23 protein-coding genes and 3 tRNA genes are annotated in these 24,851 nt (G+C 69.6%); 10 read left to right on the top strand and 16 right to left on the bottom strand.

Going from position 1 to position 24,851, the window contains the following annotated elements; translation table 11 throughout:
• The first annotated feature begins 40 nt into the window (after positions 1 to 40).
• Positions 41 to 841, top strand: a complete 801-nt coding sequence (locus TR33_RS09785; protein ID WP_017535483.1) for an EI24 domain-containing protein — start codon at positions 41 to 43, stop codon at positions 839 to 841.
• Between the two features lie 61 nt (positions 842 to 902).
• On the opposite strand, the gene TR33_RS09790 is transcribed toward TR33_RS09785, so the two are convergent.
• Genes TR33_RS09790 through TR33_RS09805 form a run of 4 tightly spaced genes read right to left on the bottom strand, consistent with a single transcriptional unit; the run spans position 903 to position 5,227 of the window.
• Positions 903 to 2,027 (bottom strand): D-alanine--D-alanine ligase family protein, encoded by a 1,125-nt coding sequence (locus TR33_RS09790; protein WP_017535482.1) that lies wholly within the window; start codon positions 2,025 to 2,027, stop codon positions 903 to 905.
• A gap of 58 nt (positions 2,028 to 2,085) precedes the next feature.
• Positions 2,086 to 3,306: a trans-sulfuration enzyme family protein gene (locus TR33_RS09795; protein WP_042282792.1), complete on the bottom strand. Its 1,221-nt coding sequence runs from the start codon at positions 3,304 to 3,306 to the stop codon at positions 2,086 to 2,088.
• An 11-nt stretch (positions 3,307 to 3,317) separates the two neighbouring features.
• Positions 3,318 to 4,400, bottom strand: coding sequence for an NAD(P)H-dependent glycerol-3-phosphate dehydrogenase (locus TR33_RS09800; RefSeq protein ID WP_017535480.1), 1,083 nt, complete (start codon positions 4,398 to 4,400; stop codon positions 3,318 to 3,320).
• Complete coding sequence (locus tag TR33_RS09805) at positions 4,397 to 5,227, bottom strand: lysophospholipid acyltransferase family protein (protein WP_017535479.1); 831 nt, start codon at positions 5,225 to 5,227, stop codon at positions 4,397 to 4,399. The genes TR33_RS09800 and TR33_RS09805 overlap by 4 nt, the downstream gene beginning before the upstream one ends.
• Before the next feature lie 236 nt (positions 5,228 to 5,463).
• On the opposite strand from TR33_RS09805, the gene cofC reads away from it, so the two are divergent.
• Positions 5,464 to 6,111: a 2-phospho-L-lactate guanylyltransferase gene (gene cofC / locus TR33_RS09810; protein ID WP_014911355.1), complete on the top strand. Its 648-nt coding sequence runs from the start codon at positions 5,464 to 5,466 to the stop codon at positions 6,109 to 6,111.
• Between the two features lie 138 nt (positions 6,112 to 6,249).
• Here cofC and TR33_RS09815 read toward each other — a convergent pair whose 3' ends face one another.
• The 3 genes from TR33_RS09815 to leuC all read right to left on the bottom strand — a co-directional run bounded on the left by TR33_RS09815 (position 6,250) and on the right by leuC (position 8,924).
• Complete coding sequence (locus TR33_RS09815; protein WP_014910144.1) at positions 6,250 to 6,531, bottom strand: HU family DNA-binding protein; 282 nt, start codon at positions 6,529 to 6,531, stop codon at positions 6,250 to 6,252.
• 353 nt (positions 6,532 to 6,884) lie between these two features.
• Positions 6,885 to 7,487, bottom strand: a complete 603-nt coding sequence (gene leuD, locus TR33_RS09820) for a 3-isopropylmalate dehydratase small subunit (protein ID WP_017535477.1) — start codon at positions 7,485 to 7,487, stop codon at positions 6,885 to 6,887.
• Positions 7,488 to 7,517: 30 nt separating this feature from the next.
• Complete coding sequence (gene leuC / locus TR33_RS09825; RefSeq protein WP_014909429.1) at positions 7,518 to 8,924, bottom strand: 3-isopropylmalate dehydratase large subunit; 1,407 nt, start codon at positions 8,922 to 8,924, stop codon at positions 7,518 to 7,520.
• A 178-nt stretch (positions 8,925 to 9,102) separates the two neighbouring features.
• Here leuC and TR33_RS09830 point away from each other — a divergent pair, with 178 nt between their 5' ends.
• From TR33_RS09830 to TR33_RS09860, 7 genes are all read left to right on the top strand, one after another.
• Positions 9,103 to 9,789 carry an IclR family transcriptional regulator gene (locus tag TR33_RS09830; protein ID WP_014909127.1) on the top strand — a complete coding sequence of 229 codons (687 nt, stop codon included), beginning with the start codon at positions 9,103 to 9,105 and terminating at the stop codon, positions 9,787 to 9,789.
• Between the two features lie 129 nt (positions 9,790 to 9,918).
• A complete protein-coding gene (locus TR33_RS09835) occupies positions 9,919 to 10,770 on the top strand; it encodes a M24 family metallopeptidase (protein ID WP_042282793.1) in 852 nt (283 codons plus the stop codon).
• Positions 10,771 to 10,838: 68 nt separating this feature from the next.
• On the top strand, positions 10,839 to 12,572 hold the full coding sequence (locus tag TR33_RS09840; protein ID WP_042282795.1) for an SDR family oxidoreductase: 1,734 nt from the start codon (positions 10,839 to 10,841) through the stop codon (positions 12,570 to 12,572).
• A 43-nt stretch (positions 12,573 to 12,615) separates the two neighbouring features.
• A complete protein-coding gene (locus tag TR33_RS09845) occupies positions 12,616 to 13,539 on the top strand; it encodes a metal-dependent hydrolase (RefSeq protein WP_042282797.1) in 924 nt (307 codons plus the stop codon).
• On the top strand, positions 13,536 to 14,624 hold the full coding sequence (locus TR33_RS09850) for a PDR/VanB family oxidoreductase (protein WP_042282798.1): 1,089 nt from the start codon (positions 13,536 to 13,538) through the stop codon (positions 14,622 to 14,624). Before TR33_RS09845 ends, TR33_RS09850 begins: the two co-directional genes overlap by 4 nt.
• Before the next feature lie 154 nt (positions 14,625 to 14,778).
• The gene (locus tag TR33_RS09855; protein ID WP_042282801.1) at positions 14,779 to 15,393 is read left to right on the top strand and encodes a TetR/AcrR family transcriptional regulator; all 615 of its coding nucleotides are present in this window, start codon (positions 14,779 to 14,781) and stop codon (positions 15,391 to 15,393) included.
• Positions 15,394 to 15,463: 70 nt separating this feature from the next.
• Positions 15,464 to 16,444: a DUF4073 domain-containing protein gene (locus tag TR33_RS09860; protein WP_042282803.1), complete on the top strand. Its 981-nt coding sequence runs from the start codon at positions 15,464 to 15,466 to the stop codon at positions 16,442 to 16,444.
• A 106-nt stretch (positions 16,445 to 16,550) separates the two neighbouring features.
• On the opposite strand, the gene TR33_RS09865 is transcribed toward TR33_RS09860, so the two are convergent.
• The 6 genes from TR33_RS09865 to TR33_RS09890 form a co-directional block, all read right to left on the bottom strand.
• A tRNA-Glu gene (locus tag TR33_RS09865) sits at positions 16,551 to 16,626 on the bottom strand.
• A 103-nt stretch (positions 16,627 to 16,729) separates the two neighbouring features.
• Positions 16,730 to 16,802 (bottom strand) — tRNA-Glu (locus TR33_RS09870).
• A gap of 51 nt (positions 16,803 to 16,853) precedes the next feature.
• A tRNA-Gln gene (locus TR33_RS09875) sits at positions 16,854 to 16,925 on the bottom strand.
• Positions 16,926 to 17,058: 133 nt separating this feature from the next.
• Entirely contained in the window at positions 17,059 to 18,507 is a 1,449-nt protein-coding gene (gltX, locus tag TR33_RS09880) for a glutamate--tRNA ligase (protein ID WP_081536516.1), read from the bottom strand.
• Between the two features lie 52 nt (positions 18,508 to 18,559).
• Positions 18,560 to 19,492, bottom strand: coding sequence for a GDSL-type esterase/lipase family protein (locus TR33_RS09885; protein WP_014910205.1), 933 nt, complete (start codon positions 19,490 to 19,492; stop codon positions 18,560 to 18,562).
• 90 nt (positions 19,493 to 19,582) lie between these two features.
• Positions 19,583 to 20,383: a fumarylacetoacetate hydrolase family protein gene (locus TR33_RS09890; RefSeq protein ID WP_042282806.1), complete on the bottom strand. Its 801-nt coding sequence runs from the start codon at positions 20,381 to 20,383 to the stop codon at positions 19,583 to 19,585.
• Positions 20,384 to 20,625: 242 nt separating this feature from the next.
• Here TR33_RS09890 and TR33_RS09895 point away from each other — a divergent pair, with 242 nt between their 5' ends.
• A complete protein-coding gene (locus TR33_RS09895) occupies positions 20,626 to 21,396 on the top strand; it encodes a DUF3152 domain-containing protein (protein ID WP_014910727.1) in 771 nt (256 codons plus the stop codon).
• 82 nt (positions 21,397 to 21,478) lie between these two features.
• Here the strand turns inward: TR33_RS09895 and TR33_RS09900 are convergent, their stop codons facing one another.
• Genes TR33_RS09900 through TR33_RS09910 form a run of 3 tightly spaced genes read right to left on the bottom strand, consistent with a single transcriptional unit; the run spans position 21,479 to position 24,732 of the window.
• A complete protein-coding gene (locus TR33_RS09900) occupies positions 21,479 to 22,879 on the bottom strand; it encodes an ABC transporter substrate-binding protein (protein WP_041561861.1) in 1,401 nt (466 codons plus the stop codon).
• 30 nt (positions 22,880 to 22,909) lie between these two features.
• Complete coding sequence (locus TR33_RS09905; RefSeq protein ID WP_014912483.1) at positions 22,910 to 23,788, bottom strand: carbohydrate ABC transporter permease; 879 nt, start codon at positions 23,786 to 23,788, stop codon at positions 22,910 to 22,912.
• Positions 23,785 to 24,732 carry a carbohydrate ABC transporter permease gene (locus TR33_RS09910; protein ID WP_042282808.1) on the bottom strand — a complete coding sequence of 316 codons (948 nt, stop codon included), beginning with the start codon at positions 24,730 to 24,732 and terminating at the stop codon, positions 23,785 to 23,787. Before TR33_RS09910 ends, TR33_RS09905 begins: the two co-directional genes overlap by 4 nt.
• Between the last annotated feature and the right edge of the window lie 119 nt (positions 24,733 to 24,851).

Consider the following 24,851-nt stretch of genomic DNA (forward strand, 5'->3'; position numbering starts at 1 on the left):
AGATCCTCATGACGGGGTTCGTGTGGGTAGGGTTCTTCCGGTGAACTCCGTACACGAGCTCCTCGCCGGTCTCGGCACACTGCTGCGCGGCTTCGGCCTCCTTCTGCGCAGACCACGCCTGTTCCTGCTCGGGGCCCTTCCCGCGCTCATCACCTCACTGCTGTTCCTCGCGGTGCTGATCACACTGATCGCCAACCTGGGCGGCCTGATCACCTGGGCCACCCCGTTCGCCGATGGTTGGGACACCCCCTGGCAGGGGCTGGTACGCGGCGCCCTGTCCCTGGCGCTCCTGGCCGGGGCGGTCCTGATCATGGTGGTGGCCTTCACCACCGTGACCCTGACCCTCGGCGCGCCGATCTACGACAAGATCGCCGAGATGGTGGAGGAGGACCTCGGCGGTGCGCCCGAGGCCCCCGAGGAATCCCTGGCCGCCTCGGTGGCGCGGGCGATCCGCCAGTCGATCGGCATGGTGCTGGTCTCCCTGACGGTGACGGTGTGCGCCTTCCTCATCGGGCTGGTCCCTCTGGTGGGGTGGCTGATCGGCCCGGTCCTGACCGCGGTGATGGGCGGCTGGCTGTTGGGGATCGAGCTCACCGCGAGCGCCTTCGACCGTCGAGGGCTGCTCCTGGTCCGTGACCGTCGTCGTTTCATGGGGCTCCGGCGGATGCGCGTCCTGGGCTTCGCCATCCCCACGTACTTCCTGCTGGCGATCCCGTTCGTGGCCGTGGTGGTCTTCCCAGCGGCGACCGCAGGCGGCACCATCCTCGCCCGCGAGCTCCTGCCCGCCGAACCGCCGAGGAACACCGGGCTCACCTCCGGTCCGCCCCCACCGGCACCCTAGACACACGTGAGGGGCGGGTCCGACATGGTCGGACCCGCCCCTTCGACGTTCACGGTCGCGTTCAGCGCAGCCCGGGAGAGCGACGCAGCGCGGTGGTGATCATCCGCTCGACCAGGGTCGCGTAGTCCACGCCGGTGGCCTCCCACATCTGCGGGAAGGCCGACGACGGCGTGAAGCCGGGCATCGTGTTGAGCTCGTTGACGAGGACCTCGCCGTCCTCGGTGTAGAAGAAGTCGACCCGGGCCAGGCCCTCGCAACCCATCGCCTCGAAGACGTCGGCGGCCATCGCGCGCAGGCGGGCGGTGGCCTCCTCCGGAATCTCGGCGGGGATGGTCAGACCGCTCGTGGACAGGTACTTGGCCTCGAAGTCGTAGAAGTCGAAGCCCTCGGCCACGTGCACCTCGGCCGGGAAGGAGACGTCAGGGGTCCCTCCGTCCTCGGACTCCAGGACTCCGCATTCGATCTCACGGCCGACGACCTGCGCCTCGACCAGGACCTTCGGGTCGTGCTCGCGGGCGGCCTCGACGGCGGCGACGACCGCGTCGGCGTCACCGGAGTCGCGCACCTTGCTGATGCCCACGCTGCTGCCCGCCCGGGCGGGCTTGACGAACACCGTCGTGCCCAGCTCCGCGATGTCGTCCAGCACCTTCTTGCGCTCGGTCTCCCAGGCGCGGGCGGTGATGGCGACGTAGGGGCTGGTGGGGATGCCGTTGCCGACCAGCATGGCCTTCATGAACACCTTGTCCATAGCGGCGGCGCTGGAGAACACCCCGGCGCCCGCGTAGCGCACGCCCATCATCTCGAACAGCCCCTGGATGGTGCCGTCCTCGCCGAAGGGCCCGTGCAGCAGCGGCAGGACCACGTCCACCTCGGCCAGGCGCTCGGTGCCCCGGCTCGGGCTCACGGTCATGAGCTGTCCGGCGGTGTCGAAGGGCAGCGCCAACTCGAGGCCGTCCTCGGAAACGCTCGGCAGCGCCTTGGTGGCCGGGTCGATGCGCAGGCTCTCGGGGTCGCCCGACGCGAGCACCCAGTTGCCGGTACGGGTGATCCCGACCGGGACGACCTCATAGCGGTCGGGGTCGATGACGGACAGGACGCTGCCCGCGGTGACGCAGGAGATCTCGTGTTCGGAACTACGTCCGCCGAAGACGACGGCGATCCGAATCTTGCGCTGCTCGGACGACATGCTGCCTGACCTTATCTCGCCTAATAGTGAACCGGTACGGGATGAGATGTCCCGGATGTCAATGTCCCTCGTCGAGCGCCGCCAGGGCGTCGTCGATGAGGTCTCGTGGGTCCTCCAGACCGATGGAGAACCGGACGGCGCCCGGAGTGATGCCGGCGTCCGCCAACTCGGCGTCGCTCATGTTCCGATGCGAGGTCGAGGCCACATGGCCGACCAGGGTGTGGGTGCCTCCCAGGGAGGCCGCGATGGTCGCCACCTTCAACCGGTCGGCGAAGGCCATACCGTCCTCCCAGCGCCCGCCGCGCGGGTGCACGGTGACCACCGCGCCGTGACGTCCGGTGTCGAACAGCGCGTCCGCCAGCCCGTGCTGGGGGTGCGAGGCCAGCGAGGGGTGATCGACCCTCTCCACAGCGGGATGCCCCTCCAGGGCGGAGGCGAAGGCCGCGGCGGTCTCGCACTGTCGCGCGACCCGCAACGGCAGGGTCTCCAGCCCCCGGTGCAGCAGGTAGGCCTCGTCCGGGGCCAGGCAGGGACCCAGGTCGATCCGGGCCGCCCGGATCCGGTCGATCAGGACGGGTGAGGCCACGGCCACCCCACCGGTGGTGTCGCTGTGGCCGCCCAGGTACTTGGTGGCCGAGTGCACGACCACGTCGGCGCCGTACTCCAACGGACGACAGACCGCCGGAGAGGCGAACGTGGAGTCCACCACCAGGACGGCGCCCGCCTCACGCGAGATCTCCGCCAGACCGGGAAGGTCGGAGACGGTCATCGTCGGGTTGGACAGCGTCTCGGTGAACACCACGCTCGTCTCGGAGGTCACCGCGGCGCGCACGGCGTCGAGATCGGTGATGTCCACGAAGTCGGTCCGCACTCCGAATCGGCGCATCAGCCGGTCCAGCAGCGAATGGGTGTTGCCGTAGATGGAGCGGGCGGCCACCACGTGCGAACCGGACTCGGTGAGGGAGAGCAGCACGGTGCTGAGCGCCGCCATGCCCGAGGCGAAGGCCTGGCCACGCACCCGGTCCGGGAGTCCCGCGCCCTCCAGCGCGGCGACCGCGTCCGCGAAGGCGTCCACGGTGGGGCTGTCGATGCGCGCGTAGGAGTAGCCGTTCCGCGACCCCGCCAGCACGTCGGCGAACCCCTGTGAGGTGTCGAACGCGTAGGTGGTCGCCCGGTGGACGGGCATCCGCATCGGACGTTCCCGGGGGACGGGGGGCGTGGGCGGGGAGACCGCCCTGGTGTTCTCGCCCTCGACCCCGGAGCCGGGTGTGTGTGACATCGTGCTCGCTCTCAGACCCCGTAGCGCTCCGGCTTGGTGCTGCGCGACATGAACGCCGCGAGCGCCTCGGCGGGGCTCAGGTCGTGGTGCATCATCTTGACGACGGACTCGGTGATCGGCATGTCGACACCGTGGGTCCAACCGAGTTCGAGGATCGACTCGGAGGACTTGACCCCCTCTGCCGTCTGTCTGGTCTCCGCGACGACCTGTTCGAGGGTCTTACCGGCGCCCAGTTTCTCACCGAAGGTCCGGTTCCGCGACAGCGGAGAGGAGCATGTCGCGACCAGATCACCCATCCCCGCCAGTCCGGACAGGGTGTGCTCGTCGGCTCCCAGGGTCACCGCCAGGCGGGTGGTCTCGGCCAGGCCCCGGGTGATGAGCGAGGCCTTGGTGTTGTCTCCGAAGCCCATGCCCTCGGCCACGCCCACGGCCAGACCGATGACGTTCTTCATCGCGCCGCCGATCTCCACCCCGACCAGGTCGGTGCTGGTGTAGGGGCGGAAGTAGGAGGACTTGAAGAGCGACTGGAGGAGCCGTGCCGTGGGTTCGTGGGGGCAGGCCACCACGGCGGTGGCCGGCTGGCGTTCGGCGATCTCCCGGGCCAGGTTGGGGCCGGAGACCACGGCGATGCGCTCTTCGGGGAAGTCGAGGACCTCGCCGACCACCTGACTCATCCGCATGAGGGTGCCGAGTTCGACGCCCTTCATGAGACTGACGACCACCGCGTCCTCGGGGATGTGCCGCTTCCAGTCGGCGAGGTTGGCCCGCAGTGACTGGGAGGGCACCGCCAGCACCACGACCCGGCTGCCGGCGAGGGCCTCGGCCGCGTCGGTGGTGGCCCGCAGTCGCGGGTTGAGCCCGATCCCCGGAAGGTAGTCCGGGTTCTCCGAGGTCGTGTCGATCGCCTCGACGACCGAGGAGCGGCGCCCCCACAGGACCACCTCGGCCACGGGTCCCTCACCGGACCCCCGGGCCAGGTCCGCCGCGTCCGCGACGATGTTGGCGAAGGTCGTTCCCCAGGAGCCGCTGCCCAGGACCGTGACCCGAAGGTCGGCGCCGTCGTCACCCTTGTGGTCGCTCATCTGTTCGGTCATGCCCCCGCGTTGTTCTTCCCGTTATCGCCCTCGACCGGTTCGGTCGCCCCGACCTCGGGTCGCTCGTCCGTCTCCGTCTCGGCCGAGGCGCGTCGGGCCTCCGCCTCCTTCTGACGGGCCTTCTTGAAGTCGAAGGGTTCGGCGGGCGGCTCCTCGCCGCGGATCTCGGCCTGGAGGGCGGTGATGTCGGCCATGATCGCCCGGGTCGCGTCGTCCAACAGGGTGGCCGTGATGGGCCGGTCCAGGTAGGGCGACAGGTCCACGGGCGGCCCCGCCTTGAACTGCACGCGCTTGCGCGGGAACAGCCGGGGCCTCTTCTCACCGTAGGGGAGGATCTCCTGCTCGCCCCAGTGCGCGACCGGGACGACCGGGACCCCGGTGGTCAGGGCCAGGCGGGCCACACCGTTCTTGGCGGTCATGGGCCACAGGTCGGGGTCGCGGGTGCAGGTGCCCTCGGGGTAGAAGATCACCGACGAGCCGTCCTCGGTGAGCGCCTTCTCGGCCGCTCCCAGCGCCTTGACCGCGTCCGCGCTGCCGCGCTTGATCGGGATCTGGCCGGTGCTCCTGGCCACCGAGCGGACCACGGGGATCTTCATGACCCCGTCCTTCATGGTGAAGGTCGGCCAGCGCCGGGCCCCGATGTAGAGGAAGTGGGCGACCGTCAGGGGGTCGGTCACCGACAGGTGGTTGGCGGCGATGATCACCCCGCCCCGCTCCGGAACGTTCTCCGTGCCCTTCCATTCGGGCTTGGTCACGAACCACAGGACGAATCGCACGATGCGGGACACGACCCACTTGACCCATCGCGATTCTCGTTGCTTGGCCACGGGACTCCTCACTTCTCGCTTCCTGGGGGTTCGCCGCCCCGGAAGCACAACCGATTCAGTCTAGGACGTGTCGCACCATGCCGAGGTGTACCGCTCGGACGCTCGATTCGACACACCCAGGGCGCCCGCGCCGCGCCGGATCCCGAGCACCTACCCTCATCACTGTCGTCGCCCATCAACGTCCCGGGGGAACCGTGACCGGCTTTGGAGAGCGGAGCGGGGCTTCGTGTCTCGGGGTGCGCTGGTCCCTGATCGTCCCAGTCAAGCACCTCGGCCTGGCCAAGAGCCGGCTGGCCCGGGCGGCGGGGACGATGCGCGAGGGGCTGGCTCTCGCGATCGCCTGTGACACGGTCTCCGCCGCGCTGTCGTGTCCGACCGTGGACACGTTGTTCGTGGTGACCGACGATCCCCTGGCCGACGCGGAGCTGTCGTCGCTGGGGGCCGTGGTGGTGTCCGGAGAGCCCGGTGGCGGCATGAACCCGGCCCTGGAGCACGGGGAGGCCGCGGCGCGCGCACGGGACCCGCGAACGGGGGTGTGCGCGATGTCCGCCGACCTGCCGGCGCTGCGTCCCGACGAGTTGGGGCTGGTCCTGGCGGCCGCCTCCGAGCACGGGCGATCCTTCCTGGCGGACTCCCCCGGTGTGGGGACCACCCTGTTGGCGGCGACCCCCGGTCATCGGCTCGCTCCGTCCTTCGAGGGCGAGTCCCGGAGCCGGCACCGTGAGGGCGGCGCCCGCGAACTGTCACCGGTCGGGGTGGAGTCCGTGCGCCGGGACGTGGACACCCCCGAGGATCTGACCGAAGCCGCCGCGCTCGGCCTGGGGCCCCGTACACGCCCGCTCTGGGCACGCATGGCGCCCCATGAGGCGGAAGAGGCTCATTGAGCCTTCCGAGCCCTCACGTCCCGCTGCGTCGCTCTGAGCGCCTCTTGGACGCCCTCCCCCGATGCCCCCCGGACAGCACTCCGCCCGGACCCCAGAGGGGCCCGGGCGGAGTGCTGTCCGCTCACATGGGTGAGAGGACTACTTCTTGTCGCCGTTGACCAGGGCCTTGAAGTCAGCGCCGGCGCGGAACTTCGGAACGAAGCTCGCGGGGACGTTGATGGTGGCGCCGGTGGCGGGGTTGCGAGCGGTGCGAGCCGCGCGCTCGGACTTCTCGAAAACGCCGAAGCCCGTGATGGCGACCTTGTCGCCCGACGCCACGGTGGCCTGAATGGTCTCAAGCACAGCGTTGACCGCTTCGGTCGCGGTCTTCTTGTCTCCGAGACGGTCGGAGATCGCGTCGATCAGGTCACGCTTGTTCATAAGGTTCCTCCGGTTCCCCCTTGCTCGCACGAAATTAGGGGAAGCAGCGGCCCTTACACAAATACAAACGCCCGTAGGGAAGGCGTGTCGAGTCCCTCCCGACCTGCGATGTCACGCTCCGCAACGGATGGGACAGAGGGGACGAGCCCGCGGGGCGAGTCCTTTTTGCCCCCTTGTGCGAGCCTCAAAAGCCTACGTATAACCGGATTCCGGGCGCCCGAGCTGTCCGCCTTAAGGACACAAAGACGGTAAGCGAATGCTCACGTCAAGTAAAGGTAAAATTATTCGGGACCGGAGGTGTGCTGCGTCACATCCACCCCCGATCCCGTTCCCGAAGGGCCTTACGGCCACCCTCACGAGAGGATCGTGACCGGCTTCCAGCTCTCTCGGGTGGTCTCGAAAGCGGAGATGTCGTCCGTGTGACGGAGCGTCAGCGCGATGTCGTCCAGACCTTCCAGAAGCCGCCATCGGGTGTAGTCGTCCAAATCGAACGACTCCTTCACGTCCGCCGCCGGAACGCGCACCTCGCGCTCCACCAGGTCCACGGTCACCTCGATCGTCGGGTCGGCCTCCACGGCCGCCCAGATCCGGTCGATGACCTCCTGCTCCAACAGGACGGTCAGCAGTCCGCCCTTGAGGGAGTTACCGCGGAAGATGTCGGCGAAGCGGGACGACAGCACGGCCTTGAAACCGTAGTCCTGTAGCGCCCACACGGCGTGCTCGCGCGAGGAACCGGTGCCGAAGTCGGGCCCGGCCACCAGTACGGACGCGCCCTCGTACTCGGGGCGGTTGAGCACGAAGTCCGGGTCGGACTTACGCCACTCGGCGAACAGGCCGTCCTCGAAGCCGGTGCGGCTCACGCGCTTGAGGTAGACGGCGGGGATGATCTGGTCGGTGTCGACGTTGCTCGCGCGCAGCGGCACGGCCCGACCGGTGTGGACGTCGAACTTCTCCATGAGAGGACTCTCCTGACGAGGTCGGGGACGCTACAGGGCGGCCAGGTCGGACGGGGAGGACAGCGTGCCGCGTACCGCGGTGGCGGCGGCGACCTGCGGCGAGACCAGGTGGGTACGCCCGCCCCGGCCCTGACGGCCCTCGAAGTTGCGGTTGGAGGTGGAGGCGCTGCGCTCGCCCGGCTTGAGCTGGTCGGGGTTCATGCCCAGGCACATGGAGCAGCCCGCCTCGCGCCACTCGGCGCCGGCCTCCTCGAACACCCGACCCAGACCCTCCTCGTTGGCCTGTTCCTTGACCCGCATGGAGCCGGGGACCACCAGCATGCGCACACCGTCGGCGACCTTGCGGCCGCGGATGATCTCGGCGGCGGCCCGCAGGTCCTCGATCCGGCCGTTGGTGCAGGAGCCCAGGAAGACCGTGTCCACCTCGACCTCGCGCATCGGCGTTCCGGCCTTCAGGTCCATGTAGGCCAAGGCCTTCTCGGCGGCGGCGCGCGCCGAGGGGTCCTCGTAGGAGGCGGGGTCGGGGACCGAGGCGTCCAGCGGAACACCCTGGCCCGGGTTGGTGCCCCAGGTGACGAACGGGCTGAGCTCGTCGGCGTCCAGCACGACCTCGGCGTCGAACTCGGCGCCCTCGTCGGTCCGCAGGCTCTTCCAGTGCTCCACGGCGGCGTCGAAGTCGGCGCCCTGGGGCGCGTGCGGGCGGCCCTGGACGTAGTCGAAGGTGGTCTGGTCCGGGGCGATCATCCCGGCGCGGGCGCCCGCCTCGATGGACATGTTGCACACCGTCATGCGGGCCTCCATGGACAGGGCCTCGATGGCCTCGCCCCGGTACTCGATGACGTAGCCCTGGCCGCCGCCGGTGCCGATCTTCGCGATCACGGCGAGGATGATGTCCTTGGCGGAGACACCGGGCTTCAGGCGACCGTTGACCGTGACGGCCATGGTCTTGAAGGGCTGCATCGGCAGGGTCTGGGTGGCCAGGACGTGCTCGACCTGGCTGGTGCCGATACCGAAGGCCAGCGCGCCGAACGCGCCGTGGGTGCTGGTGTGGCTGTCACCGCAGACGACGGTCATGCCGGGCTGGGTCAGACCCAACTGGGGGCCGACCACGTGAACGACGCCCTGCTCGATGTCGCCCATGGGGTACAGGTGCACGCCGAAGTCGGAGCAGTTCTTGCGCAGCGTCTCGACCTGCTTGCGGGAGACCGGGTCCGCGATCGGGGCGAGGAGGTCCATCGTGGGGACGTTGTGGTCCTCGGTGGCGATGGTCAGGTCCGGGCGACGCACGGAACGACCGGCCAGTCGCAGCCCCTCGAAGGCCTGGGGGCTGGTCACCTCGTGGACGAGGTGGAGGTCGATGTAGAGCAGGTCCGGCTCGCCTTCGGCACGTCGGACGACGTGCTCCTCCCACACCTTCTCGGCCATCGTGCGTGCCATGGGCGATCGCCTCTCTCGTGTCTGTAGGGTCTCGGGCCCGTCTCGGTTCTGGCCTCGTGCGGGCCCGGGACCATCGCGCGGATGTACGGGCCGACTTGCATTCCATATTTCGAGACGGCAATATCAAGCCATGGACAACTCTAGCTCATCCAGCGGTGTCGGTGTCCTGGACAAGACGATGTCCGTCCTCGACGCCCTGGAGTCGGGACCGGCCTCGCTGGCCCAGTTGGTCCAGATCACCGGTCTGGCCCGCCCCACCGCCCACCGTCTCGCCGTCGCCCTGGAACGCCACCGCATGGTGACCAGGGACAGCCAGGGACGCTTCGTTCTCGGCCCTCGTCTGGGTGAGCTGTCGATCGCCACCGGCGAGGACCGCCTCCTGGCCGTGGCCGCCCCGGTCCTGGTCCAGTTGCGCGACCTGACCGGCGAGAGCGCCCAGCTCTACCGTCGCCAGGGCGACCTGCGCGTGTGCGTGGCCGCCTCCGAACGCAGCAGCGGTCTGCGCGACACGGTGCCCGTCGGCAGCGAACTCCCCATGAACGCGGGCTCGGCGGCCCAGGTCCTCCTCGCCTGGGAGGACTCCGACCGCATCCGCCGTTCACTGGTGGGCGCCCGCTTCACCGCCGCGGGGCTGGCCCAGGTCCGCCGCCGCCGCTGGGCCCAGAGCGTGGCCGAGCGCGAACAGGGCGTGGCCTCGGTCTCCGCCCCCGTGGCCGGCCCCGGCGGACGGGTGATCGCCGCCGTCTCGGTCTCCGGCCCGATAGAGCGACTGACCCGCTCCCCCGGACGCGTCCACTCCCAGGCGGTGATCTCGGCCGCCGAGAAGATCAGCGAGTCCCTGCACACCTACGAGGGAGGGCACTGACCCCCGCCCCACCCCACCCCTGACGTCGAGGGCGGCACCCGATCGGGTGCCGCCCTCGACGTGTGTCGCGCCCACGGAAGAGCCTCCCCGCCCATGGACAGTTATTGACAGTCTGTCTAACATGACGGAATGTCTCACAAGAACGTGACCGGAGACACAACGACTCCGGACGAACTCGACGCCTTCCGTGAGCTTCAACGACTCGCCTACCGCGCGGCCGAAGACGTGGCCGCGAGCCTCGAACCCGGGGTCACCGAGCGGGAGGCCGCCCGACGGATCCGTGAGCACCTGGAGTCCCACGGTGTCCGGGACTGGTTCCACACCCCCTTCGCCTGGTTCGGCGACCGGACCGCCTTCCGGAACCTCCGCGTACCGCTCCAGTTCTTCCCGACCCGGCGGAGGCTGGAGAAGGGCATGCCCTTCATCCTCGACTGCGCCCCCGTCCGGAACGGATACGTCGCCGACATCGGCTACTCCGGCGTACTCGGCCGAAGCCCCCTGCACGACCGCCTCGTGGACGACCTGGGCGCGCACCGGGACCTGATCGTGGAGCGGGTCCGCGCGGGCGACACCCTCCAGGACGTGTACCGGGCCGTGGACGACCTCATCCGCGCGCAGGGCTACGACAACCGGCACCGGGTCTACCCGGGACGGGTCATCGCCCACCAGGTCGGCCGGGTGCGCTCACGCCTGCCCCGGGCGATCGTCGCCGGGTTCGGCGTCCGCTCCCTCCAGACCCTGTTCGGCGACCTGCTCGTCGAACGTCTCCACCACCGCTCACCGCTGTGGGCCGACGGCGACATCTCGGCCCACCCGGCCACCCCCGGTCTGTGGGCGGTCGAACCGCACATCGGCTTCCGCGACATGGGCGCCAAGTTCGAGGAGATCCTCGTCGTCACCGAGGACGACGCCTTCTGGCTCGACGACGACCTGCCGCACGTACGTCACCGGACCCCCGCGGCCGTCCCCCTGCCCGCCTGACCCCTCACCGTCCTGCCCGACCACGCGCACCCGACCATCGCGGACGCGAGCGAGGAGAACACGACCGCATGAGCACCCGCCCCCACCGCTACGTCTCCACGAGCGACGGCCAACATCTGGCCGTCCACACCCACGGTTCCCCCGATCGCCCCACTCTGGTGCTGGTCCACGGCTATCCGGACAACTCCACCGTCTGGGACGCGCTGATCGACGCGCTGCTCCCCGACTTCCACGTCGTCGCCTACGACGTCCGCGGCGCGGGCCGTTCCACCGCCCCCGACGACCGGTCCGGCTATCTGGTGGACCGGCTCGCCGACGACCTGCGCGCCGTGGTCGACGCCGTCAGCCCCGACCGCCCCGTCCACCTGGTCGCCCACGACTGGGGCTCCATCCAGACCTGGCACGCCGTCACCGAACCGGAGCACGCCCACCGGTTCGCCTCCTTCACCTCGATCTCGGGGCCCGACCTCGACCACGCCGGGCACTGGCTCCGCAAGGCCCCCGACGGCGTCCGCAACGTCCTGCGCCAGATGGTCCGCTCCGGCTACATCGGTTTCTTCTCCCTCCCGGGGCTGCCCGAGGCCGCCTGGCTCAGCGGGATCGGCGGGCTGGCCCTGGCCGGTCTGGAACGCGTCGGCGGCGGACCTCGCGTGCCCGCCCGACGCTCCACCCGCGACCACCTCAACGGACTGGCCCTGTACCGGGTCAACATGCCGCGCCGCTTCGCCCGCCCCGTGGAACGCCGCACCACCGTGCCCGTGCAGGCGCTGGCCCCCACCCACGACGCGTTCATGGTCGAGCAGGTGCAGTCCAACGCCGGTCGCTGGGTGGAGGACTTCCGTTTCCACCGTTTCCAGGGCGGACACTGGTCGCTGCGTTCGAACCCCGCGCCCGTGGCCCGAAGGGTGCGCGCCTTCGTGGAGGAGATCGAGTCCGGGACCTCCCGCCCGAAAACCGACCCCGCCCTTCGACGGACCCGACGGCATGGTGGGGCGTTCGCCGGACAGGTGGCCGTGATCACCGGCGCCGGCAGCGGTATCGGCCGCTGCCTCTCCTTCGAACTGGCCGAACGCGGAGCGCGGATCGTGGCGGTCGACATCGACCGTCCTTCGGCCGAACGCACCGCCGAACTGTGCGCGATGATCACACCGGGCGCCTCGGCCCGTCGTGTGGACGTCACCGACGCCGACGCCGTGCGCGGGCTCGCGGCCTGGGTCGGCGACGAGTACGGGGCGCCCGACCTGGTGGTCAACAACGCCGGCATCGGTGTGGCCGGGCCGTTCCTGGAGGCCACCACCGAGGACATCGAACGCGTGGTCGACGTCAACCTGTGGGGCGTGATCAACGGCTGTCGGGCCTTCGCTCCGATGATGATCGAGGCCGGAGGCGGCGGACGCATCGTCAACACGGCCTCCGCCGCCTCCTACCTGCCCTCGCGCCTGTACGGCGCCTATTCGGCCACCAAGGCGGCCGTCCTGGCGCTCAGCCGTTCCCTGCGCGGAGAGCTGGCGGGGCGCGGGATCACCGTCACCGCGGTCTGCCCCGGCCTGATCGACACCGGGATCATCTCCAACGCGCGCCTCTCCGGCATGGGCGAGACCGGACGCGCCAAGGAACGGCTCAACCGGTTGTACCGCCTGCGCGGTTACACGCCGGAGAGGGCCGCCGCGCGTATCGCCGGGGCCCTCGACTCCGACCCGGAGCTCGTTCCGGTCACCGCCGAGGCCCACGTCGGATTGGCCCTGTCTCGTCTGTCCCCCGCCGCCCTGCGCGGCTACGCCCGCGTGGCTCCCCCGATCTAGCTCTCCTCCCCCGCCTCTCTCCGGCACCACTCGAAGGACCTCCATGAACACCGACCCCGCCCCCGCCACGACCGACGAACCCGACCGGCTCGTCCTGCGCGCCCGCGACGTCCACTTCGACTGGAGCGCGCTGGACCTGCACTGGATCCCCGACGAACCCTTCGCCACCCACGTCATCAACGTGCTGCACCTGTTGCTCCCCGAGGGGGAGCGGTGGTTCGTGGAGGTCTTCAAACAGGCGGTCCCCCACATCACCGATCACGAACTGCGCGAACAGGTGCTCGGCTTCATCGGCCAGGAGGCCGTGCACGCCGAGGCCCACGCCGGTGTCCTCGACCACATGGACGCCCACGGTCTGGATCCCCGCCCCTACGTGGAACAGATCGCCTGGCTGTTCCGGGTGGTGCTCGGCGACCGCGACCTGTCCGGAGCGCGGGAGTTCGCCTGGCTGCGCACCCGGTTGGCGGTCATCGCGGGGATCGAGCACTACACCGCCGTGCTGGGCCAGTGGGTACTGGACGCGAAGAGACTCGACGAGGTCGGCACCGACCCCACCATGCTGGACCTGCTGCGCTGGCACGGGGCCGAGGAGGTCGAGCACCGCTCGGTCGCCTACGACCTGTACATGCACGTGGACGGCGGCTACATCCGTCGCGCCCTGGCCATGGGGGTGGCCGCCTTCGCCCTGGCCTCCCTGTGGGTGCGCGGTGTGCGCTTCCTCATCGTCAACGACCCCTATCTCCGGGGACGGATCGACGGGGTGCGGCCCAAGGCGTCGTGGGCGCTGCGCGACGGCCGTCGGGGGCTCATTCCGCATCTGGGACGCCTGGCCCGGGCGATACCCGAGTATCTGCGACGCCGGTACCATCCCTCGCACCACGGCTCCACCGCGCAGGCCGTCGCCTACCTGGCGGTCTCGCCGGCCGCCAGGGCCGCCGAGGCCGCGGAACGGGAAGCGGCCCGATGAGCGACGACCGAGAACGACGTGTCGGGCACCACGCGGACCCGCGACCACCGACCGACCTGTTCCGGTCGGGGCGGCCCGACCGCTTCATGCTGGGTCTGGCTCGTCTGGCCGCGCGGCTCGAACCTCTCACCGCCCGGCTCGGTCCCGGGCGTCCTCCGCCGAAGCCGACCGGCGACCTGCCCGTACGGGTGGTGAGGACGGAACGCCCCGCCTCGGACGTCGTCGTCCTCACCCTGGCCCCCGTCGCCCCGAGGACCACGCTGCCCGCCTGGCAGCCCGGACACCACGTGGACGTGGTGCTGGACGGCGGAGTGGTGCGTCAGTACTCGCTCAACGGCGACCCCTCCGACCGGTCCCGCTACCGGATCGCGGTGCGTCGTATCGAAGGCGGCCTCGGCTCGGGGCTGGCGCACGGACTGCGCGAAGGCGACGTCATCGGTCTGCGCGGCCCGCGCAACGCCTTCCCCTTCGCCAGGGCCGAACGGTACCTCTTCGTGGCCGGCGGCATCGGTATCACCCCGATCCTGCCGATGGTCGTGGCGGCCCACGCCGCGGGACTCCCCTACCGCCTGGTCTACACGGGCCGGTCCCGAAACGGCATGCCCTTCCTGGACGAACTGCCCTCGGGCCCCGACGTGTTCGTACGTCCCGACGACGAGTACGGGCCTCCGAAGGCCGCAGACCTGACGCGAGGGCACGAACCGGGAACCCCGGTGTACGTCTGCGGCCCGGCCCCGCTCATCGCCGCCGTGGGGGCCCTGGTCCCCACGGGGACACCGCTCTACTCCGAGCGTTTCTCTCCGCCCCCGGTCCTGGACGGCCGCCCCTTCGAGATCCGGCTGGGACGTTCCGGCCCGGTGCTGCCGGTCGAGGCGCACGAGACCGCCCTGGACGTGCTGCTCCGGGTCCGCCCGGACACCCCCTACTCCTGTCGACAGGGGTTCTGCGGAACCTGCCGGGTGGGGCTCATCGAGGGGGACCCCGACCATCGGGATCGGCCGACCGGAGGCGCTCCACGGAACGGCGGGTTCACCCCGTGCGTCTCCCGGGCCGGGGAGGGCGAGCGGATCGTCCTGGACCCGTGAGGCGGCGAGGAGGGTAGTTTCGGACCATCGAATCGGCTTTCTCGGGAGGTGGCGACCGACGGTGGTGTCCCCAGGAACCGACCGTCACCAGGCGCGGGTGACGGGTTCGGCGGCCCCGGTCGGCAGACCGGGGTCCGGACGGCGGCCACGCCGCATGGCGCCACATCAACGTCGCGACGATCTGATCCGGACGGCGCTGCTCGTGTTCGCGCGGCGCCCTCCGGCCGAGGTCACCCCGGAGGAGATCGCCGAGGAGGCCGACGTCTCCCGAGCGCTGGTCTACCGCTACTTCCCCAACATGGCGGAGCTGCGGCGGGCGGCACTGGAGCGGGCGATGACGGAGCTGCTGGAGGAGTTGCGACCTCCGGAGGGGGCGCCCCCGCTGGAGCAGGTCCGAACGGCTCTGCGTTCCTTCATCGACTTCGCCGCCGCCTACGCCCCCTCCTACACCGCCCTGCTGAACGGCGGCTCCACGGTGGCGACCGAGGAGACGGAGGCGGAGATCGACCGGGTCCGTCGAGGGGTGCGCGAGCTCATCCTGGATCGGGCGGGGATCGACGCGCCCTCGCCCCGGCTGCTCCTCGGCCTGCGCTGTTGGGTGTCGATGGTGGAGACCGCCGTCATGCTCTGGCTGCGCGCGCACGACATGACACGGGACGAGCTGGCCGACTGGCTGCTGGACCAGCTGGTGGCGGTGGTGGCCGCCTCCGGAGGCCCCCGAGAGGAGCTGGACCGGCTCGTCGCCCACGTGAGCCGAGTGGTCACGTGAGGTACACCCCGAGGCCACCGGGCCCTTCTACGGTGGCGGTTCGTCCGCCCCCTCACAGAAGGGCCCGCCCATGTCCGGACCTCCCGCCGCCTCCTTCGACCGACGCGGCTTCCTCACGACCCTCACCGGGAGCGCGGCGGCCGCCGCCGGGCTCGCCCTCCTTCCGGCCGGCACCGCCTCGGCCGGGGAGGGGGTCACCACACTGGACGTGCTCTCCGACGTCCAGGGAGATCTGGCCGACCTCTCCCACGTCCTGAACCACCTGGACTCCCTGGGCACCGCCGACGCCCTGGTGGTCAACGGCGATCTGGTCGCCAATGGCCACGTGTCGGAGTACGAGGCCTACCGGGAGGTGCTCGACTCCCACCCCCACCCCGAGCGGGTGATCAGCACGATCGGCAACCACGAGCAGTACAACGACGCCCCCTTCGACACCCAGGTCGACCGTTTCCTGGGGTACACGGACATGGCCGACGTGTACACCGAGACCCTGATCGGCGACGTCCCCCTGCTCACCATCGGCACCACCGAGCCGATCGCCGGAACGAGCGGCCCGTTCGTCACCCTCGGCGCGGAGCAGCTCTCCTGGCTGGACGGCCGCCTGTCCGAGCACTCGCGGAACGGACGGCCGGTGTTCGTGTTCAGCCACCACGTGCTCCCGGACAGCGTCTCGGGTACGACCGGGGACGACTCGGCCCGCTTCTATGACAGAGACTTCGTCGACGAGACGGAACTGCTGGAGGTCCTCGGCTCGCACTCGGGAGTGGTGTTCCTGTCCGGTCACACGCACTGGTCGTTGGAGCGCGACGACTGGGCCACGCGCAAGGTGGTCTCCGGCGGGGATCCGCGCGGTTTCACCGTCGTCAACACGGGCTTCGTCCAGACCCTGTTCGGGCCGGACGGCAGGGGAGGCGAGCGGGCGATCGACGGTTCCGCCGCCCAGGGGCTGCGGATCGAGGTGGCCGCCGACGGAGCGGTGACCGTGCACGCCCGTGATCTGAAGGCGGGGACGGTGATCCGTTCCCTGGAGATCGAGGCTCCGAACGCCTGATCGGCGCTCGGCCGGACGACCGGGCCGTCCGGCCGGGCCGGGGTCTTCCGGGGTTCCGCGCGCCCTTGGAAACACCGAAGGCCCCATCCTGGTGGATGGAGCCTGTTGGTACCCCCGAGCGGATTCGAACCGCCGTTACCGCCTTGAGAGGGCGGCGTCCTAGGCCACTAGACGACGGGGGCCGGACGTGGTTCTCGTGGATGGTCATACCCACTCGAACCGGACACCGATGGCGAGCATCGGTCAGAAAGAAGGCTCTCACCATGTGAGAGCCGCTCTCTCCAGTACCCCCGAGCGGATTCGAACCGCCGTTACCGCCTTGAGAGGGCGGCGTCCTAGGCCACTAGACGACGGGGGCGCACATCGGGTCGCGAGACCCGTGCCGACCACGGAGAACCGTGATCACGCGCTGGCCTACCAGGACTCGAACCTAGACTAACTGAACCAGAATCAGTCGTGCTGCCGATTACACCATAGGCCAGTGCTCTCGAGGGACCCGGTCGCTTTCGCTTCCCTGTCCCCCTCGGCGACGTGTTCAACTCTAGCGGACATTCGGAGTGCTCGCGAACCGGAATCGGGGCGGTCGGACTGTGGGCCCGACCACCCCGCACCGGTCAACCCTCTTGGGCGTCCTTCTCCTCGGCCCGCAGCCTCTCCAGGGCGGCCTCCAGCCGCGCCTGGACGCGCTCGCGGCCCAGAAGCTCCAGGGATTCGAACAACGGAAGGCCCACGGTCCGCCCGGTCACGGCCACCCGCACCGGAGCCTGGGCCTTGCCCAGCTTCAGGCCGAGGGAGGCGCCGGTCTCCTCGGTGGCGGTCTTGAGGGCCTCGGCGGTCCAGGACAGGTCGGGGTCGGCGAAGCGTGCCAGGGAGGCCTCGACCATCTCCTTGCCCACACCCGGCTTCATCGCCTTCTTCCAGCTCTTCTCGTCCTCGACCGGCTCCGACAGGAACAGGAAGTCCACGTTGGGGACGATCTCGCTGAGAACGGCCACCCGGCTCTGCGCGAGGGGGGCGACGGCGGCGAAGACCTCCGGGTCGTAGTCCTCGGGGGCCCAGGGGGTGTTCTCACCGGTGAGCCACGGGGCGCAGCGCTCGATGAAGTCCTCGACGGAGAGCTCACGGATGTACTCGCCGTTGAAGGAACGGAGCTTCTTCTCGTCGAAGAAGGCGCTGGAGCTGTTGACGTCCTGGATGCGGAACAGCGGCATCATCTCCGACCACGGCATGATCTCGCGGTCGTCCCCGGGGGCCCAGCCCAGCAGCATCAGGTAGTTGACCATCGCCTCGGCCAGGTAGCCCTCCTCCTGGTAGGACTCCAGGGCGACCTTGTCCCGACGCTTGGACAGCTTCTTGCGCTGCTCGTTGACGATGACGGGCAGGTGCGCCCACACCGGCGGGGTCAGGTCCAGCGCCTCCCACAGCAGCTGCTGCTTGGGGGTGTTGGACAGGTGCTCCTCGCCGCGGATGACGTGCGTGATACGCATCTCGACGTCGTCGACCACGTTGGCCAGGACGAAGAGCGGGGAGCCGTCGGCCCGCGCGATCACGAAGTCCTCGATCGCGGAGTGGTCGAACTCCACGCGTCCGCGGATCTGGTCGTCGACCACCGTCGGGCCGCCCTCGGGCACCCGGAAGCGCAGCGCCCGGCCCGGGCCCGGCTCCAGGCCGCGGTCACGGCAGAAACCGTCGTAGCCCAGGTTGGGGTTGTCCCGCCGCTCCTGCACCTGCTCACGGGTGCAGTCGCAGTAGTAGGCGCGACCGGAGCGGTACAACTCCTGCGCGGTCTCACGGTGTTTCTCGGCGTAGGCCGACTGGAAGTAGGGGCCCTCGAAGTGCGGGTCGTTCTCGTCGATGCCGATCCAGGACATCGCGCGGATGATGCCCTCGGTCCACTCGGGGCGGTTGCGTGCGGCGTCGGTGTCCTCGATGCGCAGCACCATGCGGCCGTCGGGCCGCTGCTGGGCCAGAGCCCAGTTGAAGAGCGCGGAGCGGGCGCCACCGACGTGGAACATGCCCGTGGGGGACGGGGCGAAGCGGGTACGAATCGGAGTCTCAGTCACGGTCCCCAGGGTATCGGTGGCCCGAGATGACCTGTGGGAAGTCGTCGCCTCCTCAGGGTGCGGCCGTGCCCTCGCCACCGGCCTCCGCCGGAGCGATCGGCAGGGGGCGCGGGTACCCCGGGCCCAGGCCGAACTCACGGGACAGGGCGTCGGCGAACCCCGCCGCGATCTTGATCTCCCCGGAGTCGTCGGGGTGGGTCCCGTCGTAGGTGTCGGTCTCCACGTCCCACTTCTCGGCGCCGGCCAGGTCGAAGGAGACCACCGGGGACTCGGGGGTGGACAGTTCGGCCGAGAGTTCGCGCACCAGTTCGTTGTAGACGTACAGACGCAGGGCGAACCCCTGGTCCTGGTCGGCGATGACGGTGGGCGGGGCCTCGGCGAAGAGGATCCTGATCTTCGGGGAGGCCGACCGGGCACCGGCCACGTAGGCGCGCAGGCGCCCCTCCATCTCCTCGGCGGTGATGGGGTGCAACAGGTCGTTGATGCCGATCATGACGCACAACACGTCCGGTCGGTACACGGCGACGTCCCGGGTGATCGTGGTGGACGCGTCGGCCAGGGTGCGTCCCCAACGGGCGTTGTGGTCCTGGTCGAAGTCGGGGTCCAGGTACTCCACGCCCTCGGGGTCGCCCTCCGGGGCCCCCGGGGTCGGCTCGTTCCCGAACAGCTCCGGCGGAACGATCTGTTCGGGGGTGGCGGGGGCGCTGAAGGGACCCACGAAGTCCAGCCCCTCCACATGCGGTTCCAGGTGGTTCCACAGGTGGTAGCGCCAGGTCCGGTCGCCGTCGGCCCCGTGGGTCATCGAGTCCCCGGCGAGCATCAACCGCACCTGGCCCCTCCCCTCCCAGGGCGCGGCCTCGGTGTCCTCCTCCGAGAGGGACGAGGGGCGATTGATCAGCCAGAGACCGGCCCCCACCACGGCCAGGACCAGGGTGAGGGCCCCGGTCAGGACCAGGGGGCGGATACGGCGACGTCCGGTGGCCAAGTCTCGACCTTCCGTTCGGTCGGGACCGGAGTGCGGCCCCGAGGGGTGGGCCGTACGCGGGCACGAGGCCCGCGCACGGCGTGTTCGGGGTCAGTCCCGGGCGACCACCCGGTTGCTGATGGTGCCCAGCCCCTGGACGGTGACGGACACCTCCTGGCCGATGGAGACGGGTCCGACCCCGGCGGGGGTGCCGGTCAGGACCACATCACCCGGGAGGAGCGTCATGAACGAGCTGACGTAGGAGATGATGCCCGGAATGTCGTGGATGAACTGTGACGTACGCCCGTTCTGGCGCGTCTCGCCGTCCACCGTGGTGGTGACCTCCAGGTCCTGCGCCTCCTCGATGCTCAACCCCGTGGTGATCCACGGGCCGATCGGGCAGAAGGAGTCGAAGCCCTTGGCCCGGGTCCACTGCTTGTCCTTCTTCTGAAGGTCGCGCGCGGTGACGTCGTTGGCCACCGTGTATCCGAAGATCACGTCCTTGACCCGCTCGCGCGGCACCTCCCGGCAGGGCCGGGAGATGACGATGGCCATCTCGCCCTCGAAGTCGACCCTCTCGGAGATCGACGGGTGGAAGATGGGGTCGTTCGGTCCGGAGACCGCCGTGGAGGGCTTGAGGAAGACCACCGGCTCCTCGGTGCTCTCCCCTGTGATCTCCTTCATCTCCGCGACGTGTTCCGCGTAGTTCTTGCCGATGCACACGACCTTGGTCGGCAGCACCGGCGACAACAGCCGCACGTCGGCGAGCGCGGCACGCTCACCGGTGAGTTTGATGTCCCCGAGGAGAGGGTGACCGCTCAGTCGTGCGATGAAGTCCTCTCCGCTGTCCGTGTCCGTCTCGACCAGACCGAAACCGACCTCGTCGCCGGCCGCGAAACGTGCGATACGCACCTGATTCCTCCCAGCAGCCCTCTGCTCTCACTGTCCGTTCGAAGCGTAACGGGGTCGGGAGCACCACCGTGTCCGCAGGTCTGCTCCGCGCGGGCGGGGAACTCTGGCATGCTGGGTTTCGTTGTCCGAAACTCCCGGGAGCAAGCACCCGGAGGCCGCGGTCACGACCATCATCGAGAGGTTCAAGCCCCGTGCCCACTCGCAGTCCCCGCGCCAAGCACCGTAGGCGTCGCAGGTACCCCATGGGTCTGGCTCTCGGCCTGTGTCTGGTCTCGGGGGCCTCCGCCGTGTTGATGGTGAGCGTGCCCCCTCCGGACACCGGCACGGACCACACCGAGGAGACCTCGGCCGAGGGGCCGTTCGGCGACGGGAACCTGGACGAGAGCGCCCGCCCCGCCCCCTCCACCTCCGCCGAGAACGACCCGAGCGCCTCCCCCTCGGACGAGGACCTTCCGGTGCTGTTGCGCTCCGTCGAGAAGGAGGTCGACAGCGCCGACGGCGAGTTCTCGGTGATGAAGGGCGAGAGCGAGGTCATGGGCGAGGGCCCGCTGACCACCTTCGCCGTCGAGTTCGAGAAGGGGCTGCCCGGTAAGAAGGCCGACTTCTCCGACGCGGTCGAGGAGATCCTGGGGGACCCGCGCAGCTGGGGTGAGAGCGGCGCGCGCTCGTTGCAGCGCGTGGACGGCGACGACGCCGACATCCGCGTCCTGCTGGCCGCCCCGGAGACGGTGGACCGTCTGTGCGCCCCCTTGAACACCAACGGGTTCGTCTCGTGCGCCAACGGCAACCGCGCCATCATCAACCAGAACCGCTGGGTCTCGGGCGTGGAGCACTTCGACGATGACCTGGAGACCTACCGGATCTATCTGATCAACCACGAGGTCGGCCACACCCTGGGCCACGGTCACGTGAACTGTCCCGGCGAGGGTGAGATCGCCCCGGTCATGCAGCAGCAGACCCTGGGGCTCCAGGGTTGCGAGGCGAACGGCTGGGTCGACCCCGACGCCGAGTGATCCCTTCGGAACATCGAGGGCGCACCCCCGGCGGGGGTGCGCCCTCTTCGTTCGGGCGGTGGTCGGACCCGCCCCTCACGTGTTACTCGACCGAGGCGTTGTACTCCTCGATGGTGCGCGCCACGCCGTCGGCGGCGGCGGCCATCGCGTCCTCGGCGGAGGTGTCACTGGTCAGGGCGGTCTCCCAGCCCTCCTCCGCGGCGACCCGGGCCTCGGACATGACGCCCATCATGCAGCCGGCCGTGTTCTCGTTGATCTCGGAGTCGGCGAGCTGGCTCGCGGCCACGGAGAACTGCGGGAACTCCTCGGCGCGCTCCTGCGCCTCGGCGCCCTCGTAGCCCTCGGTGTTGACCGCGAGGTAGCCGGTGCCCGCGTGCCAGGTGGACTGGGCCTCGGGGGTGAGCAGGTACTGCACGAACTCCCAGGAGCCGCGGATCTCCTCGGGGCTGTGGCCCACGCCGTTGATCCACAGGGAGGCGCCGCCGATGATGGAGCCGCCCGGGTCACCGGACTCGATCAGCGGGAAGTAGCCGGCGCCGACCTCGAAGTCGGACTGCTCGATGAAGCCGCCCAGGGAGCCGGTGGACTCCAGGGTCATGGCGGCGCGACCGGAGGTGAAGGCGGCCTGGCCGTCGTCGGTGTTACGGCCGATCTGGACGGCGAGGTCGTCCTCGATCATCTGGTCCCACCACTCGACGAGCTCGACGATCTTGGGATCGTCGAAGAGCACCTCGGTGGCGCGGCCGTCACGGCCGTTGGAGTTGTCGCAGTAGGGGGCGGCGGCGCGGGCCATGAACTGCTCGACGAACCAGCCGTACACGGCGGCGCCGAAGCCGTACTGCACGACCGTGCCGTCGTCGTCGGTGACGGTCAGCTTCTCCGCGGCCTCGCGGATCTCGGCGAGGTCCGTGGGCGGGGAGTCCGGGTCGAGGCCGGCCTCCTCGAAGGCGTCCCGGTTGATGTACATCAACGGGGTGGAGTTGTTGAAGGGGAAGGAACGCAGCTCACCGCCGACGGTGAAGTAGTTGAGCAGCGCCTCCTCGATGGGGGCGGTGTCGTAGTCGTCGGCGTCGATGAAGGACTGGGCGGGGACCGTCTGGCCCGAGTCGATCATGAACTGGGTGCCCAGGTCGTAGATCATGATGAGCTCGGCGGTGTCGCCCTGCTGGATGGCGGCGCGGTGTCCGGCCAGGGCCTCGTCGTAGTCCCCCTGGAAGGAACCGGTGACGTGCACGCGGCCCTCGTTCTGGGAGTTGAAGTCCTCGATCAGGCCGTCCAGCACCTGGCCGTTGGTGGCGTCCATGCTGTGCCAGAACTCGATCTCCACCGCTTCGTCGAGGTCGTCCAAGACCTCGGGACCGGGCGCGCTGAGATCGGCGTCGCCGGCCCCGCCGTCCTCACTCGAACAGGCGCTGAGGAACAGGCCCAGGCTCGCGATCAGGGCCGCGGCCTTGATGCCTCTACGGCGGAAGGTGGTTGTCATCTCTCTCGTCTCCACTAAGTACTCCAAGACCTACTTGACCGCGCCCGCGGTGAGTCCTCGGACGATGAAGCGCTGCCCGAAGATCACGAGGACGAGTGTGGGGATGACCGACAGCGCGGCCCCTGCCAGAAGGAGTCCGGGGTTGGCGGCCTCGCCCGTCTTGAGGCTGTTGAGGCCGATCTGGAGGGTCTGCATCTCGGTGCTGCGGGTGATGATCAGCGGCCAGAAGTACATGTTCCAGCTGGTGATGAACACGTACATGCCGACCGCGGTCAGAGCGGGTCTGCTCAGAGGGAGCAGGATGGTCCAGAGGAACCGGAGATGGCCCATGCCGTCCATCCGGGCGGCGTCGTACAGCTCGCGGGGGAACTGCTTGAAGCTCTGCCGCAGGAGGAAGGTGCCGAAGGCGTAGGCCAGGAACGGCATGACCAGTCCGGCGTAGCTGTTGCCCAGGCCCCATCCGGTGATGGTGAGGTAGTTGGGGATGAAGGTCGCCTCGGCGGGGACCATGAGGGTGGACAGGAAGAGCGCGAAGATCACCGCGCTGCCTCGGAAGCGCAGGAACACGAACGCGTACGCGGCCAGGGCCGAGGTGCACAACTGGCTGACGGTGATGATGCCCGCCATGACCAGCGAGTTCCAGTACATGCGCGCCAGGGGGACCGCCTTGAGCGCGCCCTCGATGTTGCCGGTGTCGAAGCCGGTGGGCAACAGTCTGGACGGGAAGGTCGCCAGTTCCCGGGGCTCCATGAACGTTCCCACGAACACGTAGTAGACGGGGAACAGTACGGGGACCAGGAGCAGGGCCAGCATCAGGTACAGCAGGACGCGACCGGCGACGTGCCCGAGGGTGGGTCGGGGCCGCGACACCTTCTCGACGGTGCCCTTGCCCTCTGCGGTGAGCGTCATGAGTAGTGCACCTTCCGTTCGATGACACCGAACTGGACCACGGTGCACACCAGGACCACCAGCAGCAGGACGAGCGCCTGGGCGCTGGCCCGACCGAAGTCGCTGGTTCCGTACGCGAAGGCGTCCTGGAAGATCGAGTAGACGAGGGTGGTCGTGGATCCGACCGGTCCCCCCGCGGTGAGGATGTGGATCTGGCCGAAGCTCTGTAGGGCGTTGATCGTGGAGATGACGATCAGGAAGAAGAGCTGGGGGCCGAGCATCGGGATGGTGACGTCCCAGGCCAGGCGCGGCCCGGTGGCTCCGTCGATGCGGGCCGCCTCGTTGACCTCCTTGGGGATGGAGCCGATGCCGGCGGCGAGCACCAGCACCCCGTAGCCGAGGTTCATCCACACCGTGGTGATGCAGACGGACCACAGGGCCATCTCCTGGGAGGTCAGCCAGGGGACCTGGTCCATTCCCAGCCGGTACAGGATGCCGTTGAGCACGCTGTTGCCGGGGCTGTAGAACACGGAGAAGATCACCGAGGCGCTGGCCACGGAGAAGGCGAACGGCAGCGCGAAGGCGCCGCGCAGGAACCGTTGCCCCTTGATGACGCCCTCCAGGAGGAGGACGATCACGAGAGCTCCGGCGACCCCGGGAACGACCACGCCGACGGTGAAGAGCACCGTGGTCATCAGGGTCTGGCCGAACTGGGGCGTGGCCATCTCGGCGAAGTGGCTCAGGCCGACGAAGCGGCTGGGCCGACCGATGATGTCGTTGCCGTGCATCGACAGGTAGACGGTGCGCCCCAACGGATAGACCAGGAAGAGCGCGAAGACCACCGCGGAGGGAAGCAGGAAGCCCCAGGCGAGCAGGGCGTCCTTCCCTCGGCGGGCTCGTTTGTGCCGGGTACTGGAGGAGTGCGGTGACGCGACGCGACGCTCGGTCACCGGACCGGTGCTCACGCCTTTACCTCCACCCCGGGTTCGGATCTCGGGTGAGGACACGACCCGCAGTCTTCAGGGGAAGGGTGACCTGCGGATCGCGGGAGGGCGAACAGCGCGCCAACTGCGAGGCGCGCGAC

The organism is Nocardiopsis alba (assembly GCF_000710955.1).
GTDB lineage: Bacteria > Actinomycetota > Actinomycetes > Streptosporangiales > Streptosporangiaceae > Nocardiopsis > Nocardiopsis alba.